This is a genomic window from Rhodopseudomonas palustris BisB18 (genome assembly GCF_000013745.1).
GTDB lineage: Bacteria > Pseudomonadota > Alphaproteobacteria > Rhizobiales > Xanthobacteraceae > Rhodopseudomonas_A > Rhodopseudomonas_A palustris_F.
Map to the genome: position 1 here is coordinate 1,498,345 of NC_007925.1, position 26,537 is coordinate 1,524,881.

The following is a 26,537-nucleotide window of genomic DNA, read 5'->3' on the forward strand; positions in this document are numbered from 1 at the left end:
TCATGCTCATGCCGCGCTCCGCGGCGGTGCGATGCCGAGATAGGCCTCCTGCACGATCGGCGAGGCGATCACTTCGGCCGGCTTGCCGTCGGCGACCAGTTGCCCGTTGTGCAAGACGATGATGCGGTCGGCGAGCGAGCGCACCACGTCCATCTTGTGTTCGACCAACAGGATGATCTTGCTCGGATCCGCCTTCAGCCGCGCGATCAGGTCGAGCACCACCGGCACCTCGTCGACGCTCATGCCGGCGGTCGGTTCGTCGAACATGAACACTTTCGGCTGCAGCGCCATCATCAGCGCCACTTCGAGCTTGCGCTGATCGCCGTGCGACAGCACGGTGGCCGCCACGTTGCGGCGCGGGCCGAGCGCCACGCTATCGAGGATGGCGTCGGCGCGCTCGATCAGGTCGCGCCGGGTGCGCCATGGCCGCAGCATGTCGTAATGCGTGCCGCTATGCGCCTGCACCGCGAGCCGGACGTTCTCCTCGACGCTGAGCGTCGGAAACAGGTTGGTGAGCTGGAAGGCGCGGCCGAGCCCGGCGCGGGTGCGCAGCGGCGCGCTGAGCCTGGTGATGTCGCGTCCCTCGAACAGGATGCTGCCGCTGCTTGGGCGCAACTGCCCGGAGATCAGATTGAAGTAAGTGGTCTTGCCGGCGCCGTTGGGGCCGACGATGGCGGTGAGTTCGCCCGGCCGAAACGTGCAGCTCACCGCGTTGACGGCGACATGGCCGCCGAAGCGGATGGTGAGGGCTTGGGTTTCCAGGTTGGTCATGGGCGAGCGACTCTCGGAAGCAATGTGGGAGTAATCACAACGGGTGTCATTCCGGGATGCGCGCCACTTGGCGCGCAGGCCCGGAATCCATACTCCCTGCGGTGGTTATGGATTCCGGGTTCGCAAGCCGCTATCGCGGCTCGCGCCCCGGAATGACCAACTCAGTGTGGCAGCCAAGCATCTCTCACCGCTTGTTGCGGATCGGGATGTCCATGTCCTCGATCTTGATCTCGCGCACCGGCTCGTTGACCGCCCAGGCCAGCTCCGGATCGACCTTGACCTTGAAGTGATACATGCTCTGCAGCGCCTGATGATCCTCCTTGCGGAAGATCATTCTTCCTTTTGGGGTGTCGAATTCGAGCCCCTCCATCGCGGCGATCAGCTTCTCGGTGTCGGTGGACTTCGCCTTGGTGACGGCCGCCACCGTCGCCATCGCCGCGGCGAAGCCGCCGGCGGTGAAGAAATCCGGCGGCGCTTTGAAGCGCTTCTGGTGCTCGGCGACCAGCCAGTCGTTCACCGGGTTCTTCGGGATGTCGTAGTAATAATAAGTGGCGCCCTCCATGCCGGGCAGCCGCTTATAGGCGGCGAGCGCGGGAAGAATGTTGCCGCCGGTGGACAGCTCGATGCCGTAGCGCTTCGGGTCCATGTCCTGCAGCTTGGTCAAGGGATCGCCGCCGCCGGCCCAGATCACCCAGATGATCTTCTTGCCGGGCTTGTCCTTCAGCGCGTCGAACAGCCGCTGCCCGGCGGCGGTGAAATCGGTGGTGGTGGTGGGCACGTATTCTTCCGCCGCCAGCGTCGCGCCGGTCTTGGCGAGTGCCGCCTTGAAGGCGGCGACGCCGTCGCGGCCGAACGCGTAGTCCTGGCCGAGCGTGGCGATGGTGACGCCGGGCTTGCCGATCGCCACCGCGTTGGCGATCGCGTCCTGCGAGGAATTGCGGCCGGTGCGGAAGATGTAGCGGTTCCACTTTTCGCCGGTGATCTGATCGGCGACCGCCGGCTCGACGATCAAAATCTTCTTGTTCTCTTCCGCGACCGGCAGGTCGGCCAGCGCCGCCGCCGAGGAGGTCGAGCCGATCGCGATGTCGGCGCCGTCGTCCTGATAGGCTTCGGCGAGCGCCGCCTTGGAGAGATCCGGCTTACTCTGGTCGTCCTTGGTGATGATCACGATTTTGCGGCCGTCGACCGTCATGCTGCCTTTGGTGGCGTATTCGAAGCCGAGCCGCAGCCCGGTCTCGGTCTGCTTGGCGTAGGCTTCCAGCGGTCCGGTCTTGCCGTAGATCAGCGCGATCTTGAGATCGTCGGCATGGGCCGCGGCGGCGGTCAGCGCCACCGCAGCGGCAGCGACAAGCGAAATCGGGCGCACGTGTTTCCCTCCGGTGTTCTTTGTTGGGCCGGAGCCTAGAGCATTTTTTGGGGAGCTGGGAAGAGGCCGACCAGCGAAAGTCGCGGGCGACCCGCGTTGGCGGGGGCGGCCTCGCGTTAATTCTGCTGGGTGAAATTCGGCCGCGGGCCGCCGCGCAGCCGCGCCAACAGCTCGGCGGTCGGCCAGGAATCCGCCGGCAGGCCGTATTTGACCTGCATCGCCTTCACCGCGCTGCGGCTAAGCTGCCCCATCACGCCGTCGACCTTGCCGACGTTGAAGCCGGCGCGCACCAGCAATTGCTGCAGCTCGCGCAGCTCGTTGAACGACAATTGCGCGACCGGCGCCGCGGGGCGCCGCATCGGCGCCGCACCGGCAATGCGCGTGGCGAGGTAGCCCGCCGTGGTGGAATAGATCAGCGAGTTGTTCCATTCGGTGTAGGCGGCGAAATTGGCGTAGGCGAGAAACGCCGGGCCATTGCGGCCCATCGGCAGCAGCAGCGACGCCGGCATATTGTCGTTCGGCAGCGGCCTTCCGTCGGCATAAGCGACGCCCCATTGCGCCCATTGCGCGCGCGGATGCCGGATGGTCAGATCGGCCTGATCCCAAGGAACATTGCCGGAGACCCGCACCTCCTGCAGCCACGGCTCGCCGCGCCGCCACTTCAAACCGTTGGCGATGTAGTTGGCGGTGGAGCCGATCACGTCGGCCGGGCTGCGCAGCATGTCGCGGCGGCCGTCGCCGTCGTAATCCACCGCGTAGTTGAAATAATGCGTCGGCAGAAACTGGGTCTGGCCGAGTTCGCCGGCCCAGGAGCCGATCATCTCGGAGGGCGCAAGATCGCCGCGGTCGATGATCTTCAAAGCGGCGATGGTCTCGGCCTCGAACATCTTGGCGCGGCGGCAGTCATAGGCCAGCGACACCAGCGAGCGCAGCGTCGGCAGCTTGCCCATGTTGGCGCCGAAGTCGCTCTCCAGTCCCCAGAACGCCGCGATCACCGCCGGCGGCACGCCGTAGTCCTGCTCGGCGCGCGCGAAGGCGCGGGCATGGGTCTTGATCATCGCCTGGCCCTGCTGCATCCGGTAATTCGCCGCCATCCGGCCGGCGAATTCGGTGAACACCTGGCCGAACACCCTTTGCCCGCGGTCGCGATTGACGATGCCCTGGTCATAGACCAGGCCGGGCGAGGCGGCGGCGATCGCCCGCGGCGAGACGCCATCGGCGGCGGCCTGCTGTTTCAGGGAGGCGAGGAATTGCTCGAAACTTTGCCCGCCATGGCAGGCGGCACCCGACGCGGCGAAAGCGGGGGAGCCGAGGGACAAAGCGGTGAGCAACGTCAGAGTACGCGCAATCGTCATATTGAATGTCTCAATGCAAGAGGTTCATTTACCGAAGAGGTCCGAATGCGTTCCGGTTCTGGCGAGAATGACACGGGTCGGCTCGGTCTGATAGATCAGCAGCCAGTCCGGGGCGATGTGACATTCGAGAAAGCCGCTCCATCTGCCTTTGAGAGCATGGGGCCGATTGGATGCTGGAAGTGGGGTATCAGTTTGCAGAAGCCTCAAGATAATCGCCAGCTTAGTTAGGTCGTAGCCGCGCTTGGTAACTCGCTTCAGATCACGATTGAATGAACCAGTGTGGTCCAGGGTCTTCATCGCCAGGAGTCACCGACTCTTGTTGCCAAGAATGTGAGCAAAGAGCTGCTCTGGCGTGCCGGAAAAACTCTCGGTCCTTCCCTGTTCGATGTCCCGCATCGCTTTGATGGTTTCCCGGTTGGGGACGTTCACCGAAAACGGCAATCCCCTCTGGGCAACCAGCTGTTTTAGGAAGATCGTCACCGCGTCGGTGGTCGACAGCCCGATCTTGTCCAGCACCGCTTCGGCCTGCTTTTTCAGCTTGGGTTCGACCCGGGCGTTGATATAGCCGGTCTTGGCCGGCCTGCGCGCCACGGCCTTGCTGGCCGCGCGCGGCTTGGCCGGCGGTTTCACCGCGGTCTTGCTCGCTGGCTTGGCGGGCGGCTTGCTGGTTGGTTTCTGTTGTGGTTTATTGGCCATGCACGCTTGTAACACATTTGCGTTACGCTTGCCAGCTCCCAACTCCCGCGCATTGCTGAACGCAAAGCGCGACGCATTCGCTGAGTCGTCATCCTGAGGCGCCCGAGCGAAAGCGAGGCCTCGAAGGATGCGGCTCGGACGCGTGGCGGCTGCCGCGAGCCCGTTGCCATCCTTCGAGACGCCCGGCTTCGCGCTCCGCGCTACGCCGGCTCCTCAGGATGACGGCGCGCTGTGGCTCGGCTGTATCGGAGTGGGGCGCGACCACTGCATCACAACTCCCGCGCATTGCTGAACGCAAAGCTCGACGCCCGCCGGGTATTCTCATCCAGGATCAGGCTCCGGGTGATCGGCGGCTCGGCGCGCTGGCTGCAATGCTCGCGCTCGCACAGCCGGCAGTTCACCCCGATCGGGGTGGCTTCCTCCTTGTCGAGATCCATCCCCGCGGCATAGACCAGCTTCGCGGCATGGCGGATTTCGCAGCCGAGCCCGATGGCGAAGCGCGGCTGCGGCTGCGGATGCGGCATCACCGGGCGGCGCACCATTTGGGCGATCGAGAAGTAGCGGCTGCCGTCGGGCAGTTCGATCACCTGCTTCAACAGCCGGTCCGGGGTGTCAAAGGTGGAGTGCACGGTCCATAGCGGGCAGGTGCCGCCGAATTTCGAGAACGGGAAGGTGCCGGAGGAAAACCGCTTGGAGACGTTGCCGGCGTTGTCGACCCGCAGCAGGAAGAACGGCACGCCGCGGGCGTTCGGCCGCTGCAGCGTGGTCAGCCGGTGGCAGACCTGTTCGAAGCCGGCGTTGAAGCGCTGCGCCAGCACGTGGACGTCGTAGTTCAAGGTCTCGGCGGCGGCGTGGAACGCGCCGTAGGGCATCATCACGGAGGCTGCGAAGTAGTTGGCGAGGGTGATGCGGTACAGCCGCCGCGCGGTGTCGTCGACTGCTCCGGCGCGATTGACGATGGCGTCGAAGGTCTTGCCGAATTCGGTGATGCCGATCTGGAACGCGATCTGGAAGGCGCGGCCGGGGCCGTCGATCAGTTCGGAGATCAGCAATTGCCGGCGGTGGCGGTCGAAGCGGCGCAGCGTCTCGCGCATCACCTCGACCGGCATGATCCGGGTGACGATGGAATGCTGTTCGCGCAGCCGCTCGCTCAACGACACGAACAGGTCCTGCGCCGGGACGTTGAGTTCGTCGCGCAGGTTTTCCGCGGCCTGCTCGATTTCCGGGAAGTAGTTGCGGTTGGCCTCGATCAGGTCGCGGACCCGCTCGATCGGGTTGGCCTCGAACCTTGTGCCTTCCTCGCGGTCGGCCATCTGCGCCGCCAGCGTTTCGCCGCGCCGCGCTTCGGTATAGGCGGCGTACAGCCGTTGTAACGAATGTGTCACCCCGGGGCAGAGTTCGGCCAAATCCCGCAGTTCCTGCTTCGGCAGGTCGATCTGCCGGAACAGCGGGTCGGAGAAAATCTCGTTCAGCTCGGCGAAGAACCTGTCCTCGTCGGCGGTAGCCAGATCCCTCAGGTCGAGGTCATAGGTCTCCGCCAGCCGGAGCAGGATCTGCGCCGTCACGGGCCGCTGGTTACGCTCTATCAGGTTGATATAACTTGGAGAAATGCCGAGGCCCTCGGCCATCTGGGTCTGCGACAGGCCGAGTTGCTGACGGATCCGCCGGAACCTGGGGCCGACGAACAGCTTTTTTCCAGAGTCTCCCGCCATCCGCGCCGCCCCCCGTTTCATGACAAAATTTACAGAATTACATTCATTACATGTATTGAAGTTACATGACATCACCATTCGCTCGCAAGAGGCCTGTACGATCGCGTCCCCTTCGCGTTTAGCTACCGCCACGTTTTCGCAGCGCAACGTCGACAGCAAGAATTAAAGCGCGGCGCGTTAGTCACTCGAAGGGATCAGAAACATGAACTTCCAGCCACGTGGGATCAGCGATTCGGCCATCCAGAAGCCCGCCTCCTATCAGAGCCAAATCGAAGCCGCCGCAGCGCTCCTGAAGGACAAGGACACCTGGAATGGCGTGAAGGCCGAGGCCGTGGCGCGGATGCGCCTGCAGAACCGTTTCAAGACCGGGCTCGACGTCGCGCGCTACACCGCCGCGCTGATGCGCGCCGACATGGCGGCCTATGACGCCGACAGCACCAAATACACCCAGTCGCTGGGCTGCTGGCACGGCTTCATCGCGCAGCAGAAGCTAATCTCGGTGAAGAAGCATTTCGGCACCACCGACCGCACCTATCTGTATCTGTCCGGCTGGATGATCGCGGCGCTGCGCTCCGAATTTGGACCGCTGCCCGATCAGTCGATGCACGAGAAGACCTCGGTGCCGGCGCTGATCGAAGAGCTCTACACCTTTCTGCGGCAGGCGGATTCCCGCGAACTCAACGCGATTTTCCGTGAGCTCGACGCCGCCCGCAAGGCCGGCGACACCGCCAAGGAAACCGCGCTGATCGAGAAGATCGACAATTTCCAGACCCACGTCGTGCCGGTGATCGCCGACATCGACGCCGGCTTCGGCAATGCCGAGGCGACCTATCTGCTGGCCAAGAAGATGATCGAAGCCGGCGCCTGCGCGCTGCAGATCGAGAACCAGGTGTCGGACGAAAAGCAGTGCGGTCACCAGGACGGCAAGGTCACGGTGCCGCACGAGGTCTTCCTGGCGAAGATCCGCGCCTGCCGCCACGCCTTCCTCGAGCTCGGCGTTGAAGACGGCGTCATCGTCACCCGCACCGACTCGCTCGGCGCAGGTCTCACCCAGCAGATCGCGGTCAGCCATCAGCCGGGCGACCTCGGCGACCAGTACAACAGCTACCTCGATTGTGACGAGGTCGACGCGACCTCGGTCGGCAATGGCGACGTCATCATCAGCCGCGGCGGCAAGCTGCTGCGTCCGAAGCGGCTGCCGAGCAACCTATACCAGTTCCGCGAAGGCACCGGTGCGGATCGCTGCGTGCTCGATTGCATCACCTCGCTGCAGAACGGCGCCGACCTGTTGTGGATCGAGACCGAGAAGCCGAACATCGCGCAGATCGCCTCGATGGTCGATCGGATCCGCGAAGTGATCCCGAACGCCAAGCTCGCCTACAACAACTCGCCATCGTTCAACTGGACGCTGAACTTCCGCTGGCAGGTCTACGACGAGATGCAGAAGGCGGGGAAGGACGTCAGTGCGTACAACCGTGCCGAGCTGATGAAGGCGGAGTACGACAACACCCCGCTGGGTCTCGAGGCCGACGAGCTGATCCGCACCTTCCAGGCGGAATCGGCCAAGCGCGCCGGGATCTTCCATCATCTGATCACGTTGCCGACCTATCACACGGCGGCGCTGTCGACCGACAATCTCGCCCGCGAGTATTTCGGCGAGCAGGGCATGCTGGGTTATGTTAAGAATGTGCAGCGCCAGGAAATCCGTCAGGGCATCGCCTGCGTCAAGCATCAGGACATGGCCGGCTCGAACATCGGCGACGACCACAAGGAATACTTCGCCGGCGAGGCCGCTCTGAAGGCCGGCGGCGCGCACAACACGATGAACCAGTTCGGATAACGGTAATAGGAGACCATCATGTCAGGCAGCAACTTTTGGGTGATCGGCGGCGAATTCGGTTCGATGAACTTCCACAAGCTGGTGGAAGGCTCGGCCCAGGTGAAGGGGCCGTTCAAAACCCGCAAGGAAGCCGAAGACGCCTGGCGCGAAGTCTCGGAAGAGAATCGGCATAAGGCCGGGGTGCGGTTTTCCATCGTGGAAGAGCCGAGCCGCGTGCCCGCCGCCTAACAGCTAAGAAGACGTCCAAGGGCTGCGGCCCCATCCGAGCGATCGGGTGGGGCCGACGGCGTTTGCCGCCACCGGCGCCTGACGGCATCAGCTGAGGCATCAGCCGCTGAATCGTCATCCTGAGAGCCTGCCCCGGACTTGATCCGGGGCGCCCGAGCGCAGCGAGGGCCTCGAAGGATGCGGCTGCGAAGCGTCGCGGCTCCCACGAGCCCGCGGCCCATCCTTCGAGGCTCGCCGGTCGGCGCAAGCGCGCGACCAGCGAGCGCCTCAGGATGACGGCGGTGGATTGCCGAAAGCCGTCGCTCGATAACCGCAAGCATCTGAGAATAAACGGCCTTTGCGCTGCCCAGGGTTACTGCTAGGTTAACGCGGCCGGAGTCCTCTGTCTGAAAGGCAGCCGCTTATGTCGGACGCGTACACCACCGGAAGCCAGTCGAGCGCCGCCAGGCCGACCCGGCTGCGCGACGCGCTGCGTCAGGCGCGGATCGAGGCCGCCGATCGCACCGGCGTGGTGGTCGATTTGCGCGACGCCGAAATCGCCCGGCTGGAAATTCTCAACGAAGCGCTGGACGAGCTGTTCGCCCAGGTCCCGGCCGAGGTCGATCTGTTCGACCGCGGCATCAGCCAGGGCGACAATCCGCGGCTGTGGATCGACGTGGTCGCCCATGTGGTGATGGGCCGCGACAAGCGGATCTACCGCTTCGTCCAGGACACCCGGTTCGGCCGCATCGTGCTGGCGGAATCCCACGAGGCGGCGCGCATCGTCGACGCGGTGACCGACTACGTGGCGCGCCGGCTGATCGAGCGCGACCGCGCCTTGGCGGTGGCGCCGTTCGAGCAGGCGGTGGCGGCTTCCGAGCCCGCGACCCCGGCCGCCGCCACGCCCGCGCCGCGCCGCAGCGCAGCCTGGAGCTTCGTGCTCGGCGTGCTGGTCGGCGCGCTGGCGCTGTTCGGCGTCGCGCTGTTCGCCAGCCTGCGGAATTTTTGAACGCCTGGTTTCCCCTTGCGGGGTCGGAGGCTCCACCTCTTCCGCCGTCATCCTGAGGAGCCCGGCGTAGCGCGCAGCGCGAAGCAGGGCGTCTCGAAGGATGGGCCGCAGGCACTGGGCAGCCGCACGCTTCGCGGCCGCATCCTTCGAGGCCCTCGCTTTGCTCGGGCACCCCGGATCAAGTCCGGGGCAGGCTCTCAGGATGACGACTCAGAGGAGGTCGCGTCTCAGCCCTCCGGCGCCAATCGCACCGCACTCAGCTGCGTGATCCCCGGCGCGTCGCCGAAGCCGCGGGTGGTGTGGTCGCAGCGCCAGCGCTCGCCGTCGCGCGCGATCGAAAACAGATTGTACGCCGCCGGCGGCCGATGCCCGTCGGGGCCGGCCGAGGCCGACGGCACGCCGACCACCGGAATCGGCGCCCGCGGCCCGTCGACCCAGATCGTCGAATGCACGTGGTCGTGGCCGTGCAGCACCAGGTCGACGCCGTGGCGGCCGAGCAGCGCTTGCAGCTCCGCCGAATCGGTCAGCCGCTTGTGGCGGGCCTTGGAGCGCAGCGGGTGATGGATCAGCAGCACCCGGAACGCCGGATCGCCGTCGAGGCTCGCAAGCTGTGCCTCGAGCGCCGCGCGCTGCGCCTCGCCGAGCCAGCCGGTGGCCCTCAGCGGCGCGGTCGGCACCGCGGTCGATACCCCGATGATCACCAGCGGACCGCGCCGGCGCAGGAACGGAAACACCACCGCATTGCTGCGGTCGTCGCCGCTCATGTAATCCGGAAAGGTCTCGGCGAAGCGCTCCGCGGTGCCGCGGACGTAACGGTCGTGATTGCCCGGAATGACGCTGACCCGATCCGGCGGGCCGACCTGCTCGATCCAGCGCCGCGCCGGGGCGAATTCCTGCTCCAGCGCCAGATTGACCAGATCGCCGGTGACCGCGATGTGATCCGGCCGATGCGCGCGCAGGTCGGCCATCAGCGCGTCGAGCACGTCGCGGCGATGGATGGCATGGCGGTTCTTGGTCCAGTTCAGATAGCCCAGGATCCGCTTGCCGGCGAGTTCGCGCAACGTCGCCACCGGCATCGGCGGCAGATGCGGGTCCGACAGATGCGCCAGGGTGAAAACGGTCATCGCGAGCTGTCCTTGTGAAGGCCGCGGATGTATTGGCAAGCTGGCCGGCGGGGCGCAAGCGTCACGGCTCGGGCCCGCGTGAGGATTCGGTGGTGTCGAACATGCAGAAGCTGCGACGCGCGCTGGAGCCGGCGCTGCGCCGGGTGTTTCACCTGTATTGGCGGCTGGCGCGCGGCATGACGCTCGGGGTGCGCGGCCTGGTGCTCGACGACGCCGGCCGGGTTTTCCTGATCCGGCACACTTACGTCAGCGGCTGGCATTTGCCGGGCGGCGGTGTCGAGGTCGGCGAGACCTTTCGCGAGGCGCTTTGCCGCGAGGTGATGGAGGAGGGCCGCATCGAGATCGTCGGCGAGCCGGATTTGCACGGCGTGTTTCTCAACAGCCACGTCTCGCCGCGCGATCACGTCGCGGTCTATGTGATCCGGCAGTTTCGCCAGGATCGTGTGCCCGCGCCCAATCGCGAGATCGCCGAGAGCGGCTTCTTCGCCGTCGATGCGCTGCCGGCCGGGACCACGCTGGGAACGCGGTTGCGGATCGCCGAAGTGCTGGACGGCGCCCGGCCGCCCTTGACCTGGCGTCCCGCAGCCGAGCCTTAGGTCGGTTCTCCGACCTATCTCGAGGCCGTCTGATCGCGGGACCGTGCTGCGATCGGCGCAATGGACCCTGCCGGTTTCAGATGCTATTGCGCGCCCGCATGAGCGACCTTGCACTGACCATCCACTGCGAAACCGTCAACGACGCCCAGGCGATCGAGCGGCTGCACGAACGCACCTTCGGCCCCGGGCGATTCGCACTCAGCGCCTATCGGCTGCGTGAACACGTCGACCATCTGGGCGAATTGTCGTTCACCGCGCGAATCGGCACCCTGCTGGTCGGCTCGGTGCGGCAATTGCCGATCCTGGTCGGCGAGACCCCGGCGCTGCTGCTCGGACCTTTGACCGTGGAGCCGCCGTTCCGCGACCGCGGCGTCGGCCGCGCGCTGCTCGATCGCGCGCTCGGCGACGCCAAGGCCAAGGGCCATCGCCTGGTGTTGCTGGTCGGCGACGCCGATTATTACGCCCGCGTCGGCTTCAAGCCGATCGCCCGGGGCCGCGTCACCATGCCGGGGCCGGTCGATCCGAAGCGACTGCTGGTCGCCGAACTGGCGGACGGTGCCTTCGCCGGCGTCGAAGGCGCGATCCGTCCGGACTGGCGTTTCGCGCGCCAGGTGTGAGCGTTGATGCAACGGCAGCGCGCTCCCCCCTCGCGGGGAGGGGGTGGGGGGCCCTGCAAGCTCACCGCGTGCGCTTGATCACGACTGCGCACAGTTAGTCTGTCTGCCGATCAAATAAAGATTCGACACGCACGCTGACGCCGTGCTCGGAGACCCCCACCCCCGACCCCTCTCCCGCAAGCGGGAGAGGGAGCGCGCTGCCGATGTTTCGTCTGTTGTGCACCAAGAACAATAGCCCTCGGACTACACCGGGATGCGGACGATCGCACGCAGCCCGCCCATTGGGCTGTCGCCCAGCGTGATGTCGCCGCCGTGCGAGCGGGCGATGTCGCGGGCGATCGCAAGCCCCAAGCCGGTGCCGCCCTCGTCCTGGTTGCGGGCGTCGTCGAGCCGCAGGAACGGCTTGAACACTTCCTCGCGCATGTCCTGCGGAATGCCGGGGCCGTCGTCGTCGACCGTCACGCTGAGATAGCGGTGGTCGCGATGCCCGGTGATGGCGATGCCGTCGGCGTGACGCGCGGCGTTCGACACCAGATTGCCAAGGCAACGCTTGAACGCCGCCGGCTTCACCGTCACCACCGGCTGGCCGTGAAACACCACGGTGGCGGAATGGCCGTTGCGCTCGGCGTCGCCGCGCAATTCCTCCAGCGCCGCCGCCATGTCGACCGGCTGCGCCTGCTCGCCACTGTCGCCGCGCGCGAACGCCAGATAGGCCTCCAGCATCCCGGCCATCTCGTCGACGTCCTTGCGCATGCCGTCGGCGTCCGGACCGTCGCCGATCAGCGCCAATTCCAACTTGAAGCGCGTCAGGATGGTGCGCAGATCGTGCGACACCCCGGCCAGCATCGCGGTGCGCTGCTCGATCGAGCGCTCGACGCGGCTCTTCATTTCGATGAAGGCGTGCGCGGCGCGGCGCACCTCGCGGGCACCGCGCGGCCGGAAATTCGGCACCTCGCGGCCCTTGCCGAAACTCTCCGCGGCATCCGCCAGCCGCAGGATAGGGCGGATCTGGTTGCGCAGGAACAGCACCGCCACGATCAGCAGGATCGACGAGGTGCCGACCATCCAGAACAGGAAGATCTCCGAATTCGACGCATAGGCGGCGCTGCGCTGCGCGAACACCCGCATCACCGCATCGTCGAGCTGGATGCGGATTTCAACCAGATTGGAGCGCCCGACGGTGTCGATCCAGAACGGCCGCGCGATCTGCCGGCTGATCTGCTTTGAGATCGACTGATCGAGCAGCGAGAAGAACGGTTTTGGCCCGGGCGGCGGCATGTCGCCGGGGCCTAGGAAATCCACCACTAGTCCCATGCGCTGCTGAGCGATGCGGCGCAATTGCGCGCGGTCCTTGTCCTGCGGATAGCCTTTGTAGACGTCGATCAGCGCGGCGATGTCCTGCACCACCGCCGCCGACAGCCGCTGCGTCACCGTGTTCCAGTGCCGCTCCATGAACACGAAGGCGACCACCGATTGCAGCACCACCATCGGCACGATCATGATCAACAGCGCGCGGGCGTATAGCCCCTTCGGCATGAAGTCGTTGAACCGGCGCCAGACGTAGTCGTGGAACGCCGCCACCCGCCGCGTCGCGGTGCGGATCAGTGTAAAGCCGCTGTCGAGCGTGGTCATCGGCTAAGGCGCCGCGACAAGGCGATAGCCGATGCCGCGCACCGCCTGCAGGAACAACGGATTGGCGGGGTCCTGTTCGATCTTGCGGCGCAACCGATTGATCTGCACGTCGACCGCACGCTCGTTGACGGTGCCGCCGCCGCCGGTGAGTTCGCCGCGCGGCACGGTTTCGCCGGGCGATGCCGCCAAGACGCGCAGCATGTCGCGCTCGCGGTCGGTGAGGTGGATGATCTCCTCGCCCTGGCGCAATTCGCCGCGCTCCAGGTGATAGACGTAAGGCCCGAAGCTGATCGACTCCTGCTTGACGGCCGCCACCGGCATCGCCCGCTTCAAGATGTTGCCGATCCGCAGCAGCAATTCGCGCGGCTCGAACGGCTTGGCGACGTAGTCGTCGGCGCCGAGTTGCAGGCCCTCGATCCGGCTCTCGGCCTCGTGCCGCGCCGTCAGCATCACGATCGGCACCGACGAGGTGGTGCGGATGAAGCGGGCGAGATCGAAGCCGGTCTCGCCCGGCATCATCACGTCGAGGATCAAGAGATCGAAATACAGCCCGTTGAGCTTGCTGCGGGCATCCGCCGCACTCTTCGCGGTGGTGACCCGATAGCCTTCGCTGGCCAGAAATCGCGACAACAGATCGCGGATCCGGCGATCGTCGTCGACCAACAACAGATGCGGCGCGTCGTCGGCGGGGCACGGCGGCCGCTTCGCCAAGGTTGCAAATTGCGTCACCGTCGGTCCTTTGCGGTTGCGCCATTGGTGCCGAGCAGTCCCTCGAGCACTTTGTCCGGATCATCGCGGTCGATCATGGCACGAAGAAAGCGCAGCACCGCATCCGTCTCGCCGGGGCCGAGATCGGCCAGCGCATGGTTGATGCGATCGGTTTGCAGCCGCGCCAGTTTCACCACCAGCGCCTCGCCCTTGGCGGTGGAAAACAACAGCCGCTGCCGGCGGTCGCTGTCGCCAGCTTTCTGCACGATGTAGCCCTCGTCGAGCAGTTGTTTGAGCACCCGGCCGAGCGACTGCTTGGTGATGCGCAGCACCTCCAGCAGGTCGGCGACTTTCAGCCCGGGATAGCGGTGGACGAAGTGCACGACGCGGTGGTGGGCGCGGCCGAATCCCAAGCCCTCCAGCGCGTGATCGGCATCGCCGACAAAGTCGCGATAGGCGAAGAACAGCAGCTCGATGACGTCCCATCGCGGGGAGGCGCCATCGGACAGCGGCGATGGCCCTGCCTCCGGGTGGCCAGAGCGTGACGACGGGTTCGCGAAATTTATGTCAGCCATGTTGACATATCTGGTCTTTATGTTACAAAACAGCCGGTCCAGACGAAATATAACATCATTCCGCTTGCGACCCAGGCCTGACCCGCCCGATAAAGAATTCCATCCGGCGGTTCGCGTGCGATGGTCTCGGGCGACCAGGCGAACATACCGGACTTCCTGCATTGCGCAAAAGCCCGCCTCCCGACCCGATCGGGAATTGAACTGAAGACCGGCTGGCAACGGCGCGGCCTTGAATGTAACCAACGGCCACCGCGCGGCACGCGGCGCGCGCCGATCAGGAGATAAGTCCATGGGAGTTTCGTTCGACAAGGTCGACGGCTCGATCTGGCTGACATTCGACATCCAGCCTGCGGCACATCCCGTTGCGCCGAAGGATCGCGCGGCGAAACTGGAGAACCCGGGCTTCGGCCGGGTGTTCACCGATCATATGGCGCTGGTGCACTACGATCAGGCCAAGGGTTGGCACGGCGCGCGCGTCGAGTCCCGCGCCAACTTCCCGCTCGATCCGGCGACCGCGGTGCTGCACTACGCGCAGGAGATTTTCGAAGGGCTGAAGGCCTACAAGCGCGACGACGGCGGCATCAACCTGTTCCGCCCCGACGCCAATGCGCGGCGCTTCAAGAATTCCGCCGACCGCATGGCGATGGCGCCGCTGCCGGAGGCGGTGTTCATCGAAGCGGTCGAGCAACTGGTGCGGATCGACCGCGACTGGATCCCCGGCGGCGAAGGCAGCCTTTATTTGCGCCCCTTCATGATCGCCAGCGAGATCTTCCTCGGCGTCAAGCCGTCGGCGGAATACATCTTCGCGGTGATCGCCTCGCCGGTCGGCTCGTATTTCAAGCGCGGCCCGGCCCCGGTCTCGATCTGGGTGTCGGAAAACTACACCCGCGCCGCGGTCGGCGGCACCGGTGCGGTGAAATGCGGCGGCAACTACGCCGCCTCGTTGCGCGCGCAGGCCGAGGCGATCGATCACGGCTGCGACCAGGTGGTGTTCCTCGACGCGTTGGAGCGCCGCTACATCGAAGAGCTTGGCGGCATGAACGTGTTCTTCGTGTTCGACGATGGCTCGCTGGCAACGCCGCCGCTCGGCACCATCTTGCCCGGCATCACCCGCGATTCGATCATCGCACTCGCCAAGGAATCCGGCACGACGGTGCGTGAGGAGCCCTACACGCTGGCGCAGTGGCGTGCCGATGCAGCCAGCGGCAAGCTGAAAGAAGCGTTCGCCTGCGGCACCGCGGCGGTGATCTCGCCGATCGGCAAAGTGTGTTCGGCGAGCGGCGATTTCGTCATCAATGGCGGCGAAGCCGGCAAAGTGGCGATGGGCTTGCGCAAGCAGCTGGTCGATATCCAATACGGCCGCGCGCCGGATACCCACGGCTGGGTCCGCAACGTCGGGTGATGCGGGTTATAATTGCGTCATTCCGGGGCGCGAGCAGCGAAAGCTGCGAGCGAACCCGGAATCTCGCCGCTGGTTTGTGATGCCTCACCGCGTCGCAAGATTCCGGGTTCGCTCGCCCGAACGGGCTCGCGCCCCGGAATGACGACCTCCTTTGGTGGCGTGCGCGCCCCGGATGCGGCGCAATGGGCTGCATTTGCGGCGAGCAATGAGTCGTCATCCTGAGGTGCCCGAGCGCAGCGAGGGCCTCGAAGGATGCGGCTCCGGGCACCCGCGGCCCATCCTTCGAGGCCGTCGCCGTCCTGCTGCGCAGGACTGCGACGGCGCCTCAGGATGACGCAGCAGATGCGGAGCGCGGCGACTGTGTAGCACCGCTCCGAAGCCGGACTACCTGCGCCCGAACAGCTTCTCGATGTCCGACAATTTCAGTTCGACATAGGTCGGGCGGCCGTGGTTGCACTGGCCGGAATTCGGGGTGTCTTCCATTTCGCGGAGCAGCGCGTTCATTTCCTCCGGCTTCAGCACCCGGCCGGCGCGCACCGAGCCGTGGCAGGCCATGGTGGCTGCGACGTGCAGCAAGCGCCGTTCCAGCGGCAGCGCCTCGTCCCATTCCGCCATGTGCTCGGCGAGATCGCGCAGCAGCGCGCCGGCATCGGTCTTGCCGAGCAGCGACGGCGTCTCGCGCACCGCCACCGCACCCGGGCCGAAGGATTCCACCACCAGGCCAAACGTCGCCAGTTCCTCGCCGCGCGCGACCAGGCGCTCCACCGTGGCCTCGTCGAGCTCGACGATTTCCGGGATCAGCAGGATCTGCCGCTGCACGCCGTTGGTGGCGAGCGAGGCCTTCAGCTTCTCATAGACCAGCCGCTCATGGGCGGCGTGCTGATCGACCACGACGAGGCCATCGCGGGTCTGCGCCACGATATAGGTCTGGTGAATCTGCGTCCGCGCGGCGCCGAGCGGCCGATCGGTGAAATCGGCGGACGGCTGATAGCTGCGCACATCGGCCGACGGCGCGCCGACGTCGAAACCCGACTGCTCGCGCTCGGCGAAACCGGCCGCAGCGTCGAACGCCGCACTCCCGGCCACCGGATAGGACGGCGAACTGCGCCAGTCCCAATTGGCGCGCGGCGCGAACGATGGACGGAACGAGGAGATCGTGGCGCCGGCGTCGTTGGCGGCGGTACGTTTGCCCTCGCGCGCCAATCCCTCTTTCAGCGCGTGCACGATCAGCGCGCGAACCAACCCGGCATCGCGAAACCGCACCTCGGTCTTGGCCGGATGCACATTGGCGTCGACCTCGCGGCTGTCGAGGGAGACGAACAGCGCCACCACCGGATGGCGGTCGCGCGGCAGATAGTCGGAGTAAGCCGCTCGCACCGCGCCGATGATCAGTTTGTCGCGCACCGGGCGGCCGTTGACGAACAGATATTGCCCGAGCGCGTTGGCGCGGGTCAGCGACGGAGCGGCGGCGAAGCCCTCGACCACCACGCCGTCGCGTTCCGAACGCACCTCGATGGCGTTGCTGCGAAAATCGCCGCCCAAAATGTCGCCGAGCCGGGTCAACCGTCCCGCCGCGCCGGGCAACGCCGCCGCCCAGGTCACCGGCGCGCGCTCCTCGCCGGCCATGCTGAAGGCGATGTCCGGCCGCGCCATCGCCAGCCGTCGCACCACCTCGCGGATCGCTTCGGCCTCGGTGCGGTCGGTCTTGAGAAATTTCAGCCGCGCCGGCGTCGCATAGAACAGGTCGGAGACCTCGACGCGGGTGCCGTGGCTCAGCGCCGCCGGCACGATCGGCGACTTGGCGCCGCCCTCGACGGCGAGCGCCCAGGCGTGCGGTTCGGCGGCGTGCCGCGTGGTGATCGACAGCTTCGCCACCGAGCCGATCGAGGGTAGCGCCTCGCCGCGAAATCCCAGCGTGCGGATCGCCAGCAGATCCTCGTCGTCGAGCTTCGAGGTGGCGTGGCGATCGACCGCCAATGTCAGGTCGGCGTGGGTCATGCCGGCACCGTCATCGGTGATGCCGATCCGACGCCTTCCGCCGCCGTCGGTGAAAATATCGATGCGGCTCGCGCCGGCGTCGATCGCGTTCTCCACCAGTTCCTTGACCACGCTGGCCGGCCGCTCCACCACCTCGCCGGCGGCGATGCGGTTGACCACGGTCTCGGGCAATTGGCGAACGGGCATCGGCAGACTCAAGGCAGTGGATCGGTCCGGCAATCTAGGCGGTTTTGCCGGACGAAGGGAGGGGCGACCATCGCTTGTGCCCGGTCGCCACGCACGATTCCGCCATCTGCCGCGATGACGACGCCGTCATCCTGAGGCGCCCGAGCAACGCGAGGGCCTCGAAGGATGCGGCCGCGGGTACTTGCAGCCCATCCTTCGAGGCCCGGCTTCGCGCTTTGCGCTACGCCTACGCGCCTCAGGATGACGCGGTGGGTGGAGCGCCGCTCACCTGTTGCTGGATTCCGGGTTGGCTCGCCGCTGACGCGGCGCGCGCCCCGGAATGACAGCGGAATATTGGGGAGCGCATCAAGCAATTCGGCGAGCGCATCGCCCAAACTCAGAAATGCGTCAATCCTCGAACCCGCCCGAGCCGCGCTTCGACTTGACGTCGCTGCGGCGCTTCTTGCCTTCGAGCCGGCGTTTCTTCGAGCCCAAGGTCGGCTTGGTGGCGCGGCGCGGCACCGGGCGCACCATCGCCTCGCGCAGCAATTCGAGCAGCCGGTCGATGGCGTCGGCGCGGTTGCGCTCCTGGGTGCGGAAGCGCTGGGCGTGGATCACGATCACGCCGTCCTTGGTCATGCGCTGCCCGGCGAGCCGCGAAAGCCGCAGTTCGGCGTCGGCCGGCAACGTGATGCGCCTTGTGTCGAAGCGCAATTGCGCCGCGGTGGAGAGCTTGTTGACGTTCTGACCGCCCGGCCCCGAGGCGCGCACGAACGTCACCTCGATGTCCTTGTCTTCGTCGATGAAGAGATCGCGGGCAATCCGCAGCATGGGGCACCGGTGGGGCGTGAGGTGCCGTTCTGTAGCACATCCTGGGCGACGCGCGGCAAGCGGGCGCGCCGCAGAAGCTGGCCGGAAATGCCGCGAATGCGATCAGGCACTTCGCCCAACACGTCATGGCCGCGCTCGTCGCGGCCATCCACGCCCACAGGCGAGGCTTCTGATGTTTCCGTGGATGGCCGGGACAAGCCCGGCCATGACGCGGAGAGGGTGCGCGACTTTTCGAAATGCCACCGGCGTGGAAGCCTGATCGAGCTTCCGGTCAGACTCTCAGGATGACGGCGTGGGTGTGGACCGGCCTGACGAAGAACGCTAATTCGCGCTCGGCGGCTTGGCGACCGGCTCGGCCGCGGCCTGCGCGGCGCGGCCGACCACCACGGTCAGGAGGCCATTGGCCCACAGCCGCTTCGCGGCGCGCTTGGCGTCGTCGAGCGTCACCGCGTCGACGATGGCGTTGCGCTTTTCGATGTAATCGATCGGCAATTTGTCGAGCTGATATTGCAGCAGCGCCGAGGCGAGCTTCGACGAGGTGTCGAGCGCCAGCATCTGCGAGCCCTTCAGATACGACTTGGCCTCGTCGAGTTCCTGCTGGGTCGGCCCCTGCTCGGCCATCCGGCGGATTTCCTCATCGATCGCCGCCACGGTGTCGGCGGCGCGATCGGCGCGGGTGCCGGTGTTGCCGATGAACAGCGCGGAATGCTCCATCCACAACAGCGTTTCATAGACCGAATAGGCCAGCCCGCGCTTCTCGCGGACCTCGTGATACAGCCGCGACGACAGCGTGCCGCCGCCGAGAATATGGTTGACGACGTAGCCGGCCATGAAATCCGGATCGGCGCGTTTCATCCCGGGACCGCCGAACGTTACCGTGGTCTGCGGCACGTCGAGCGCGATGAAGGCGCGCTGCGGCGGCTTGGCGGCTGCGATCTCCGGCGCCGCGACCAGATCGGCCTTGGCCGGCAGGCCGCCGAAGGTCTGATCCAGCAGCGCGCCCAACGAGACGGCGTCGATATCGCCGACCACCGCGATCTTCAGCGTGTCCTTGCCCAGCACATGGCCGGCATAGCTTCGCAAATCGTCGGCCTGGATGGTCGGGATGCTGGCGAGCGTGCCGTTGGACGGGCGGCCATAGGGGTGATCACCGAACGCCACTTCGAGAAACTTGCGGCTGGCGATCGAATTCGGATTGGTGGACTCCCGGCGCAGCGTCGACAGCACCTGGGCGCGCACCCGCTCGATATCCTGGGCCTCGAAGCGCGGCTTGGTCAGCGCGATCCGCAGCAGATCGAACGCCTCGCTGCGATGCTCTTTCAGCATCCGCAGCGAGCCGCGGAAGTAATCGCGGGTCGCGTTGAAGCTGAGCTCGATGGCGCGGCGATCGAGCCGCTCGTGGTAGGTCTTGGAGTCGAGATCGGCGGCGCCTTCGTCGAGCAGATTGGCGACCATGTGGCCGAGCCCGGATTTGTCCGCGGGGTCCTGCGTGGCGCCGCCGCCAAAGGCGTATTCCATCGCGATCAGCGGCACGGTGGCGTCCGGCACGAACCAGGCCTCGATGCCGCCCGGCGACACCAGCCGCTGGATTTTTGCCGCGGCAAACGAACTCGTGGTCGACAGCGCGGTGGCGAGCAGGCAGGCCGTAGCCGCCAAGGCTGTGCGCAGCGCGCGGGGACCGAACATGATCACGAGCGCTTCTCCTGCAGTTTCACCGTCGTGTCCTTGATCAGATAGCCGGTCACCGAGCGGTTCTTGGTCAGCCATTTTTGTGCGGCGGCGCGCACTTGATCGGAGGTGACGGCGCGAATCCGGTCCGGCCAGGCGCGGATGTCCTGGACGCTGAGCCCGACCGTCAAGGCGGCGCCGTACCAGCGCGCCAGCGTCGCCTGACTGTCCTGCGCGTAGATCGCCTCGGCGATCAGCTGCGTCTTGACCCGCTCGAGATCCTCGGCGCGCACCGCATTGGCCTCGATATCGGCGATCACGCCGTCGATCACCTGTTCGATCTGCGCGAACTCGACGCCGGGCTTCGGCGTCGCCGCCACCATGAAATAGCTGTCGTCGACCGCGGTACCTTGATAGGAGGCGCCGGCGCTGACCGCCAGCGGGCGGTCGATCACCAGCGCGCGATACAGATAGGAGTTGGCGCCGTTGCCCATCAGCTGCGCCAGCACGTCGAGCGCGGCGCTTTCGCCGGCCGCGGCGGTGACGGCGGAGGGCACCAGATAATAGCGCCGGATGGCGTTCTGCTCGACCCGCGGATCGGCCAGCGTCACGGTGCGCGGCCCCGCCGGGGTCGGCTCCTGCGGGCGGATCCGGCGCGGCGCGATCGCCGGCTGCGGCGGGATCGCGCCGTAGATCTTCTCCGCCATCGGACGCACGTCGGCGGCGTCGACGTCGCCGGCGATCACCAGCGTGGCGTTGTTCGGCGCGTAGAACCGGTGGTAGAAGGCCAGCGCGTCCTCGCGGCCGAGCTTCTCGATCTCCTGGTGCCAGCCGATCACCGGCCGGCCGTAGGGATGGTTGAGAAACAGCGCGGCCATGATCTGCTCGGTCAGCCGCGCGTCGGGATTGTTGGCGACCCGCATGTTGAATTCTTCGAGCACCACGTCGCGCTCCGGCAGCACGTTCTCGTCCTTGAGAATGAGCCCGGTCATCCGGTCGGCTTCGAACTCCATCATCCGGCCGAGCTGCTCGCGCGGCACCCTTTGGAAATAGCCGGTGTAGTCGGTCGAGGTGAAGGCGTTCTCGTTGCCGCCGATCCGCAGCACGGTCTGGGTGAACTCGCCGGCCGGATGGTTGGCGGTGCCCTTGAACATCAGATGTTCGAGGAAATGCGCCAGCCCGGATTTGCCCGGCGTCTCGTCGGCGGAGCCGACCTTGTACCAGATCATCTGGGTGACCACCGGGGTGCGGCGGTCCGGGATCACCACCACCCGCAGCCCGTTGCCGAGCGTAAAGGTGGCCGGCGGATCCGAGGTGACGGTCTGCGCGCCGGCCGGCGTCGGCAGCGTCAAGGCCGCCACCGTCAGCACCGCCGCCGCGATCACGCCGGCGGCGCAGCGCCGCAGCCAAAAGCCCTTATGCAGCCAAGAGCCCTCATGATGTGTCACGCCGAGCACGGGACGCGGATCGCCGCCCGATGCCGCGCTCAATTCTTGATCTCTTTGCCCGTCATGATGTCGGTGTGTTGATTGTTCAGCGATTCCTTCGGACCGGTGCCATAGGCGTAATTCGGCGACGGCGTTTGATAGCCGACCGGCGGCTGGGTCAACGTTTCGCGGCTCGGTTCGCCGGTGAATGGCGCGGTCTCCACCGAGGAGCCGCCGAACATGGTGCTGAAGATGCCGCCGGTGTAGCCGAGCTGCGACGGGCTGAGAATCGGGTTGTTGGCGCTGTTGCCGGGCGTCATCGGCTCGGTCGGGGTGGTCGCCGCGGTCTTGCCGGCGGCGAGTTCGCTCGGCGTCAGCGGCCGGGCGCTCTCGATGCCCGAAACCTTGCTCTTCTTGTTGAGTTCCTTGATCCGCTTGCGCTCGGCCTCGCTGGGATCCTTCGGCCAGTTCGGCAGATTGACCGCGGTCTTGCCGGTTTCCGGCGGCGGCAGGTCGAGCTTGGGCGGCACCACGAGCGGCGAACGCTCGCGGTAGGTGATGCCGCGATTGTCCATATTGGTGCCGCCGATCCCGGTCATGATGTTCTTGATCAGCTTGTCTTCGAAGGTGGCGTCCTCGTCCTCTTCGGGGTCCTCGGCGCGGGCCATGCCCGACGCCATCACCAGGCCGATGCCGGCCACCACCGCGGCAAGCCGCAGGCTGCGCAACAGCATCCGGGCTGACGGACGCACACTCCAAGCGCTGGGGTCGATTACCCGCATTGCGTTCATCCCGTTTATCATGGCGATCTGTTCGCCGGCAGGCCGACGATGGCGGCGCCGCCTGCCGTGCAGCATCCTGATGGCTGTCGTATCAGCCGGGATCAGGGCGCTTTTACGGCGGGTTGGCCGAAGAAGGAGTCATACAGCAGGCCTCCGACCCCGGCAACGATCGCCACGTCGGCAAGGTTAAACACGTACCAGTTGTAGGTCTTGCCGGCGATTTCGAGGTGCAAAAGCGCGAAATCCACCACCGCGCCATAGGCCAGCCGGTCGATGCCGTTGCCGATCGCGCCGCCGATGATCAGCCCCAGCGCGATGGTCGCCAACAGGGTTCCCGAGCGCGCCATCCAGATCGCCAGCACCACCACCGCCACCGCCTTGAACGCCAGCATGATCGCCTGCCCGGTGGGCCCGGTCTCGGAGAACCAGCCGTAGCTGATGCCGGTGTTCCAGGCCAGCACCATGTCGAAGAACGGCGCCAGCCTGACCGCGCCACGGCGGCCGAGCTCGTAGCCATAGAGCAGCCACAGCTTCACCGCCTGGTCGAGCGCCAGCGCGGCGACGGCGGCGATCAGCCCGGCGCGGAGGTGGCGGCTCATGGTGCCCGGCTTCCGAAGGGACCGAACGCCACCGCACCACAACGAGGCGTCGTCCCCGCGCAGGCGGGGACCCATACGCCGTGTCGGTTCAGCTCAAGCAAGGCGGCCGTAATCATGGGAGTCCACCAACAAAATCGAACGCCAGGGGTTATGGGTCCCCGCCTGCGCGGGGACGACGAGAGGTTTATACTGTGACCCCCAGCGCCTGCCATTCGCGCAGCGCCTGCGCGTCGCGCGGCGAGACGTCGGGATAGTCCGGATCGTCGCCGACCGTGGGCAGGATCTTCCAGGAGCGCGCGCATTTCTGGCCCTGGGCCTTCTCCACCACCACCGCGACGCCGGGAACGTCGGGCAGCCGAAACGCCTCGGCCGGGGCCTCGGCGTTCGAAACCATGGCATTCGAGGTGATGCAGACTTCGGCGAGATCGATGTCGAACAAGGTCGAGAAGATCGCCTGATCCGACACATAGACCAGCGGCGAGGCTTCCAGCGAGGAGCCGATCCGCTTCGCCGCCCGCTCGACCTCCAGCGCGCCGGTGACGACGCGGCGGACGTTGCGGATGGTCTCCCACTTCGCGGCGAGTTGATCGTCGCGGAATGGCGCGAGGCCCTCCGGGAACAGCGTCAGATGCACGCTCGGCTCGGCGTCCGGCCGATACAGCCGCCAGGCTTCCTCGGCGGTGAACGACAACACCGGCGCCAGCCATTTCAGGATGGCATCGCAGATGATGTCGATCGCGGTCAGCGCCGCCTTGCGCGTCAGCGACGACGGCGCGTCGCAATACAGCGTGTCCTTGCGGACGTCGAAATAGAACGCCGACAATTCGGTGTTCATGAAGTTGGCCAGCGAGGCGACGACGGTCTTGTAGTCGAACTCCTCATAGGCTTTGCGCACGATGGCATCCTGTGCCGCCAGCGCGTGCAGCATCAGCCTTTCCAGTTCGGGCATATCGTCGAACGCCACGGCGTCGGCCCGCTTGAAGTGAGCCAGCGTGCCGAGCATCCAGCGGATCGAGTTGCGCAGCTTGCGATAGGTCTCGATGGTGGTCTTGAGGATTTCCGCGCCGATGCGCTGGTCGTCGGCATAGTCGGTGGCGCACACCCAGAGCCGCAAGATGTCGGCGCCGGATTGCGCGATCACCTTCTGCGGCTCGACGGTATTGCCGATCGACTTGGACATTTTGCGCCCGTTCTCGTCGAGCGTGAAACCGTGGGTCAGCACGATGTCGTAGGGCGCGCGGCCGCGGGTGCCACAGCTTTCCAGCAGCGACGATTGGAACCAGCCGCGATGCTGGTCGGAGCCTTCGAGATACATCACGGTGTCGTCGCCACCATCGACCTTGCGCCGGATGCCGGCGAGGCCCGGGAAGTTCTGCCGGTCTTCGAGCACGAAGGCGTGGGTGGAGCCGGAGTCGAACCAGACGTCGCAGATGTCGTCGACTTTCTTCCATTCCTCTTTGGCGCGCTCGCCGAGGAAGCGCTCACGCGCGCCTTCGGCATACCAGGCGTCGGCGCCCTCGCTCATGAAGGCTTCCGCGATCCGCAGATTGACGGTCTCGTCGATCAGGATTTCGGCGGAGCCGTCGCCCTTCTCGCGCACGAACACCGCGATCGGCACGCCCCAGGCGCGCTGCCGCGAGATCACCCAGTCGGGCTTGGTGTTGATCATGCCGTTGATGCGGTTCTGCCCGGCGGCCGGCACCCATTGCGTGACCTTGATGGCCTCGAGCGCGCGATGGCGCAGGGTATCGCCCGGCTTGGCCTTGCCGTCGTCGACGATGTCCTTGTCCATCGCGATGAACCATTGCGGGGTGTTGCGGAAGATCACCGGCTTCTTGGAGCGCCAGGAATGCGGGTACTGATGCTTCAAGCGGCCGCGCGCCAGCAACATGCCGGCGTCGATCAAGGCCTTGATCACCGCCTCGTTGGCGTCGCCCTTTTCGCCCTTGTCGGTGATCACCCGCTTGCCGACGAAGCCCGGCGCGTGATCGGTCAGCGCGCCGTTCTCGTCGACGGTGTAGGGAATCGCCGAGGAGATGCCGCGCGCCTCTAGGCTGCGCGCATTGTGCATCCAGATGTCGAAGTCTTCGCGGCCGTGGCCCGGCGCGGTGTGGACGAAGCCGGTGCCGGTGTCGTCGGTGACGTGATCGCCGTCGAGCAGCGGCACGGAGAATTCATAGCCGCCGGCCAAGCCGAACAGCGGATGGGCGCATTGCAATGACTTCAGCACGTCCGCGGGAACTGTGTTGACCTTCTCATAGCTCACGACGCGCGCCTGCTTGAACACGGCGTCTGCAAGCGTGTCGGCGAGGATCAACAAATCGCCGGGTTTTGCCCAGTTATCAGCCGCAGCGTCTGTGACTTTGTAGAGGCCGTAGCTGATTTTGGATGAGAAGCTGATCGCGCGGTTTCCCGGCAGCGTCCATGGCGTCGTGGTCCAGATGACAACTGATGAACCCGCGAGACGACCATCATCATATCCGTCGACAACGGGCACCTTCCCCGTCCGAGTCACGTGAGTGTCGGGGACATGCGTAACAACCGGAAACTTCACCCACACCGTATCCGACGTGTAGTCCTCATACTCGACCTCGGCCTCGGCCAGCGCGGTCTTTTCCACCACGCTCCACATCACCGGCTTACTGCCGCGATAGAGGGTCCCGTTGGCGGCGAATTTCATCAGTTCGCGGGCGATCTGCGCCTCGGCGAAGAAGTCCATCGTGGCGTAGGGATGCGCCCAGTCGCCGATCACGCCGAGCCGCTTGAACTCCTCGCGCTGCACGTTCAGCCATTTGCCGGCATAGCCACGGCATTCCTTGCGGAACGCGACCATCGCCGCGCTATCCTTGAAGTTCGGCTTCGGCTTGCCCTTGGAGCGATAATTCTCCTCCTCGATCTTCCATTCGATCGGCAGACCGTGGCAGTCCCAGCCCGGCACGTAGTTGGAATCGAAGCCCAGCATCTGCTGGCTCTTGGTCACCACGTCTTTCAGGATCTTGTTCAGCGCGTGGCCGATATGGATGTTGCCGTTGGCATAGGGCGGGCCGTCATGCAGCACGAATTTCGGCCGGCCGGCGGCGGCCTTGCGCAGCTTGCCGTAGAGGTCGATCTCCTCCCAGCGCTTCAGCAGTTCGGGCTCCGCCTTCGGCAGCCCGGCGCGCATCGGAAACTCGGTCTGCGGCAGGTACAGGGTCTTGGAATAGTCGTTGCCGTCTTTTTGGGCGTCTTTGGCGGCGGATTTTACAGGCGTGTCGGACATGAGGATTCTGGCTCGGCTCAATGGGCGCGGAAAACGCGACGAAATCGCGATGAAACTGCAACGATCCCGGTCTTGCGCCGAGCGAAGCTCAGGCGGAAGCCGGGCCGCTAATGCTGATGAAGGGGCGCCGTGCAGACATCGGCCCTCAATAGCAGGCGGGGGGCGGATCGCAAAGCCCTGCCAGGGTCTTGGCCGTCA

Annotated in this window: 23 protein-coding genes; 6 read left to right on the forward strand and 17 right to left on the reverse strand. The window is 66.0% G+C overall.

Features of this window, described 5'->3' with window-relative positions; all coding sequences use genetic code 11:
• Positions 1-6: 6 nt before the first annotated feature.
• The 6 genes from RPC_RS06905 to RPC_RS06925 form a co-directional block, all read right to left on the reverse strand.
• A complete protein-coding gene (locus RPC_RS06905; protein WP_011471840.1) occupies positions 7-771 on the reverse strand; it encodes an ABC transporter ATP-binding protein in 765 nt (254 codons plus the stop codon).
• A gap of 184 nt (positions 772-955) precedes the next feature.
• Positions 956-2,137 (reverse strand): substrate-binding domain-containing protein, encoded by a 1,182-nt coding sequence (locus RPC_RS06910; protein ID WP_011471841.1) that lies wholly within the window; start codon positions 2,135-2,137, stop codon positions 956-958.
• Between the two features lie 116 nt (positions 2,138-2,253).
• Positions 2,254-3,492: a lytic murein transglycosylase gene (locus RPC_RS06915; protein ID WP_011471842.1), complete on the reverse strand. Its 1,239-nt coding sequence runs from the start codon at positions 3,490-3,492 to the stop codon at positions 2,254-2,256.
• A gap of 24 nt (positions 3,493-3,516) precedes the next feature.
• Positions 3,517-3,789, reverse strand: coding sequence for a type II toxin-antitoxin system YafQ family toxin (locus tag RPC_RS25410; protein WP_011471843.1), 273 nt, complete (start codon positions 3,787-3,789; stop codon positions 3,517-3,519).
• A 9-nt stretch (positions 3,790-3,798) separates the two neighbouring features.
• On the reverse strand, positions 3,799-4,188 hold the full coding sequence (locus tag RPC_RS06920) for a type II toxin-antitoxin system RelB/DinJ family antitoxin (protein WP_080507320.1): 390 nt from the start codon (positions 4,186-4,188) through the stop codon (positions 3,799-3,801).
• Positions 4,189-4,457: 269 nt separating this feature from the next.
• Positions 4,458-5,900 (reverse strand): helix-turn-helix domain-containing protein, encoded by a 1,443-nt coding sequence (locus tag RPC_RS06925; RefSeq protein ID WP_011471845.1) that lies wholly within the window; start codon positions 5,898-5,900, stop codon positions 4,458-4,460.
• Between the two features lie 202 nt (positions 5,901-6,102).
• On the opposite strand from RPC_RS06925, the gene RPC_RS06930 reads away from it, so the two are divergent.
• The 3 genes from RPC_RS06930 to RPC_RS06940 all read left to right on the forward strand — a co-directional run bounded on the left by RPC_RS06930 (position 6,103) and on the right by RPC_RS06940 (position 8,956).
• The gene (locus RPC_RS06930; RefSeq protein ID WP_011471846.1) at positions 6,103-7,740 is read left to right on the forward strand and encodes an isocitrate lyase; all 1,638 of its coding nucleotides are present in this window, start codon (positions 6,103-6,105) and stop codon (positions 7,738-7,740) included.
• 18 nt (positions 7,741-7,758) lie between these two features.
• Positions 7,759-7,968 (forward strand): DUF4170 domain-containing protein, encoded by a 210-nt coding sequence (locus RPC_RS06935; RefSeq protein WP_011471847.1) that lies wholly within the window; start codon positions 7,759-7,761, stop codon positions 7,966-7,968.
• A gap of 403 nt (positions 7,969-8,371) precedes the next feature.
• Complete coding sequence (locus tag RPC_RS06940; RefSeq protein ID WP_011471848.1) at positions 8,372-8,956, forward strand: hypothetical protein; 585 nt, start codon at positions 8,372-8,374, stop codon at positions 8,954-8,956.
• Positions 8,957-9,183: 227 nt separating this feature from the next.
• On the opposite strand, the gene RPC_RS06945 is transcribed toward RPC_RS06940, so the two are convergent.
• Positions 9,184-10,080: a metallophosphoesterase family protein gene (locus RPC_RS06945; RefSeq protein ID WP_011471849.1), complete on the reverse strand. Its 897-nt coding sequence runs from the start codon at positions 10,078-10,080 to the stop codon at positions 9,184-9,186.
• A 101-nt stretch (positions 10,081-10,181) separates the two neighbouring features.
• Here RPC_RS06945 and RPC_RS06950 point away from each other — a divergent pair, with 101 nt between their 5' ends.
• Both RPC_RS06950 and RPC_RS06955 read left to right on the forward strand, forming a co-directional pair.
• Complete coding sequence (locus RPC_RS06950) at positions 10,182-10,676, forward strand: NUDIX domain-containing protein (protein WP_208855635.1); 495 nt, start codon at positions 10,182-10,184, stop codon at positions 10,674-10,676.
• A gap of 98 nt (positions 10,677-10,774) precedes the next feature.
• The gene (locus tag RPC_RS06955; protein ID WP_041802540.1) at positions 10,775-11,293 is read left to right on the forward strand and encodes a GNAT family N-acetyltransferase; all 519 of its coding nucleotides are present in this window, start codon (positions 10,775-10,777) and stop codon (positions 11,291-11,293) included.
• 243 nt (positions 11,294-11,536) lie between these two features.
• On the opposite strand, the gene RPC_RS06960 is transcribed toward RPC_RS06955, so the two are convergent.
• From RPC_RS06960 to RPC_RS06970, 3 genes are read right to left on the reverse strand one after another with little or no spacing between them, the layout of a single operon-like run.
• Positions 11,537-12,925, reverse strand: a complete 1,389-nt coding sequence (locus tag RPC_RS06960) for an ATP-binding protein (RefSeq protein WP_011471852.1) — start codon at positions 12,923-12,925, stop codon at positions 11,537-11,539.
• A gap of 3 nt (positions 12,926-12,928) precedes the next feature.
• Positions 12,929-13,654 (reverse strand): response regulator, encoded by a 726-nt coding sequence (locus RPC_RS06965; protein WP_011471853.1) that lies wholly within the window; start codon positions 13,652-13,654, stop codon positions 12,929-12,931.
• The gene (locus tag RPC_RS06970) at positions 13,651-14,208 is read right to left on the reverse strand and encodes a MarR family winged helix-turn-helix transcriptional regulator (RefSeq protein ID WP_011471854.1); all 558 of its coding nucleotides are present in this window, start codon (positions 14,206-14,208) and stop codon (positions 13,651-13,653) included. Before RPC_RS06970 ends, RPC_RS06965 begins: the two co-directional genes overlap by 4 nt.
• A gap of 289 nt (positions 14,209-14,497) precedes the next feature.
• Here RPC_RS06970 and RPC_RS06975 point away from each other — a divergent pair, with 289 nt between their 5' ends.
• The gene (locus RPC_RS06975) at positions 14,498-15,610 is read left to right on the forward strand and encodes a branched-chain amino acid aminotransferase (RefSeq protein ID WP_011471855.1); all 1,113 of its coding nucleotides are present in this window, start codon (positions 14,498-14,500) and stop codon (positions 15,608-15,610) included.
• 384 nt (positions 15,611-15,994) lie between these two features.
• Here the strand turns inward: RPC_RS06975 and mutL are convergent, their stop codons facing one another.
• The 7 genes from mutL to ileS form a co-directional block, all read right to left on the reverse strand.
• Entirely contained in the window at positions 15,995-17,794 is a 1,800-nt protein-coding gene (gene mutL, locus RPC_RS06980) for a DNA mismatch repair endonuclease MutL (RefSeq protein ID WP_011471856.1), read from the reverse strand.
• Positions 17,795-18,181: 387 nt separating this feature from the next.
• Positions 18,182-18,604: an alternative ribosome rescue aminoacyl-tRNA hydrolase ArfB gene (gene arfB / locus RPC_RS06990; protein ID WP_011471857.1), complete on the reverse strand. Its 423-nt coding sequence runs from the start codon at positions 18,602-18,604 to the stop codon at positions 18,182-18,184.
• Positions 18,605-18,925: 321 nt separating this feature from the next.
• Positions 18,926-20,290, reverse strand: a complete 1,365-nt coding sequence (locus RPC_RS06995; RefSeq protein ID WP_041801481.1) for a M16 family metallopeptidase — start codon at positions 20,288-20,290, stop codon at positions 18,926-18,928.
• 2 nt (positions 20,291-20,292) lie between these two features.
• Positions 20,293-21,657, reverse strand: coding sequence for a M16 family metallopeptidase (locus RPC_RS07000; protein ID WP_415914835.1), 1,365 nt, complete (start codon positions 21,655-21,657; stop codon positions 20,293-20,295).
• A 101-nt stretch (positions 21,658-21,758) separates the two neighbouring features.
• Complete coding sequence (locus tag RPC_RS07005) at positions 21,759-22,481, reverse strand: hypothetical protein (protein ID WP_049766187.1); 723 nt, start codon at positions 22,479-22,481, stop codon at positions 21,759-21,761.
• 101 nt (positions 22,482-22,582) lie between these two features.
• On the reverse strand, positions 22,583-23,080 hold the full coding sequence (gene lspA, locus RPC_RS07010; protein ID WP_041801485.1) for a signal peptidase II: 498 nt from the start codon (positions 23,078-23,080) through the stop codon (positions 22,583-22,585).
• A gap of 184 nt (positions 23,081-23,264) precedes the next feature.
• Positions 23,265-26,339 carry an isoleucine--tRNA ligase gene (ileS, locus tag RPC_RS07015; RefSeq protein WP_011471862.1) on the reverse strand — a complete coding sequence of 1,025 codons (3,075 nt, stop codon included), beginning with the start codon at positions 26,337-26,339 and terminating at the stop codon, positions 23,265-23,267.
• Positions 26,340-26,537: the final 198 nt, after the last annotated feature.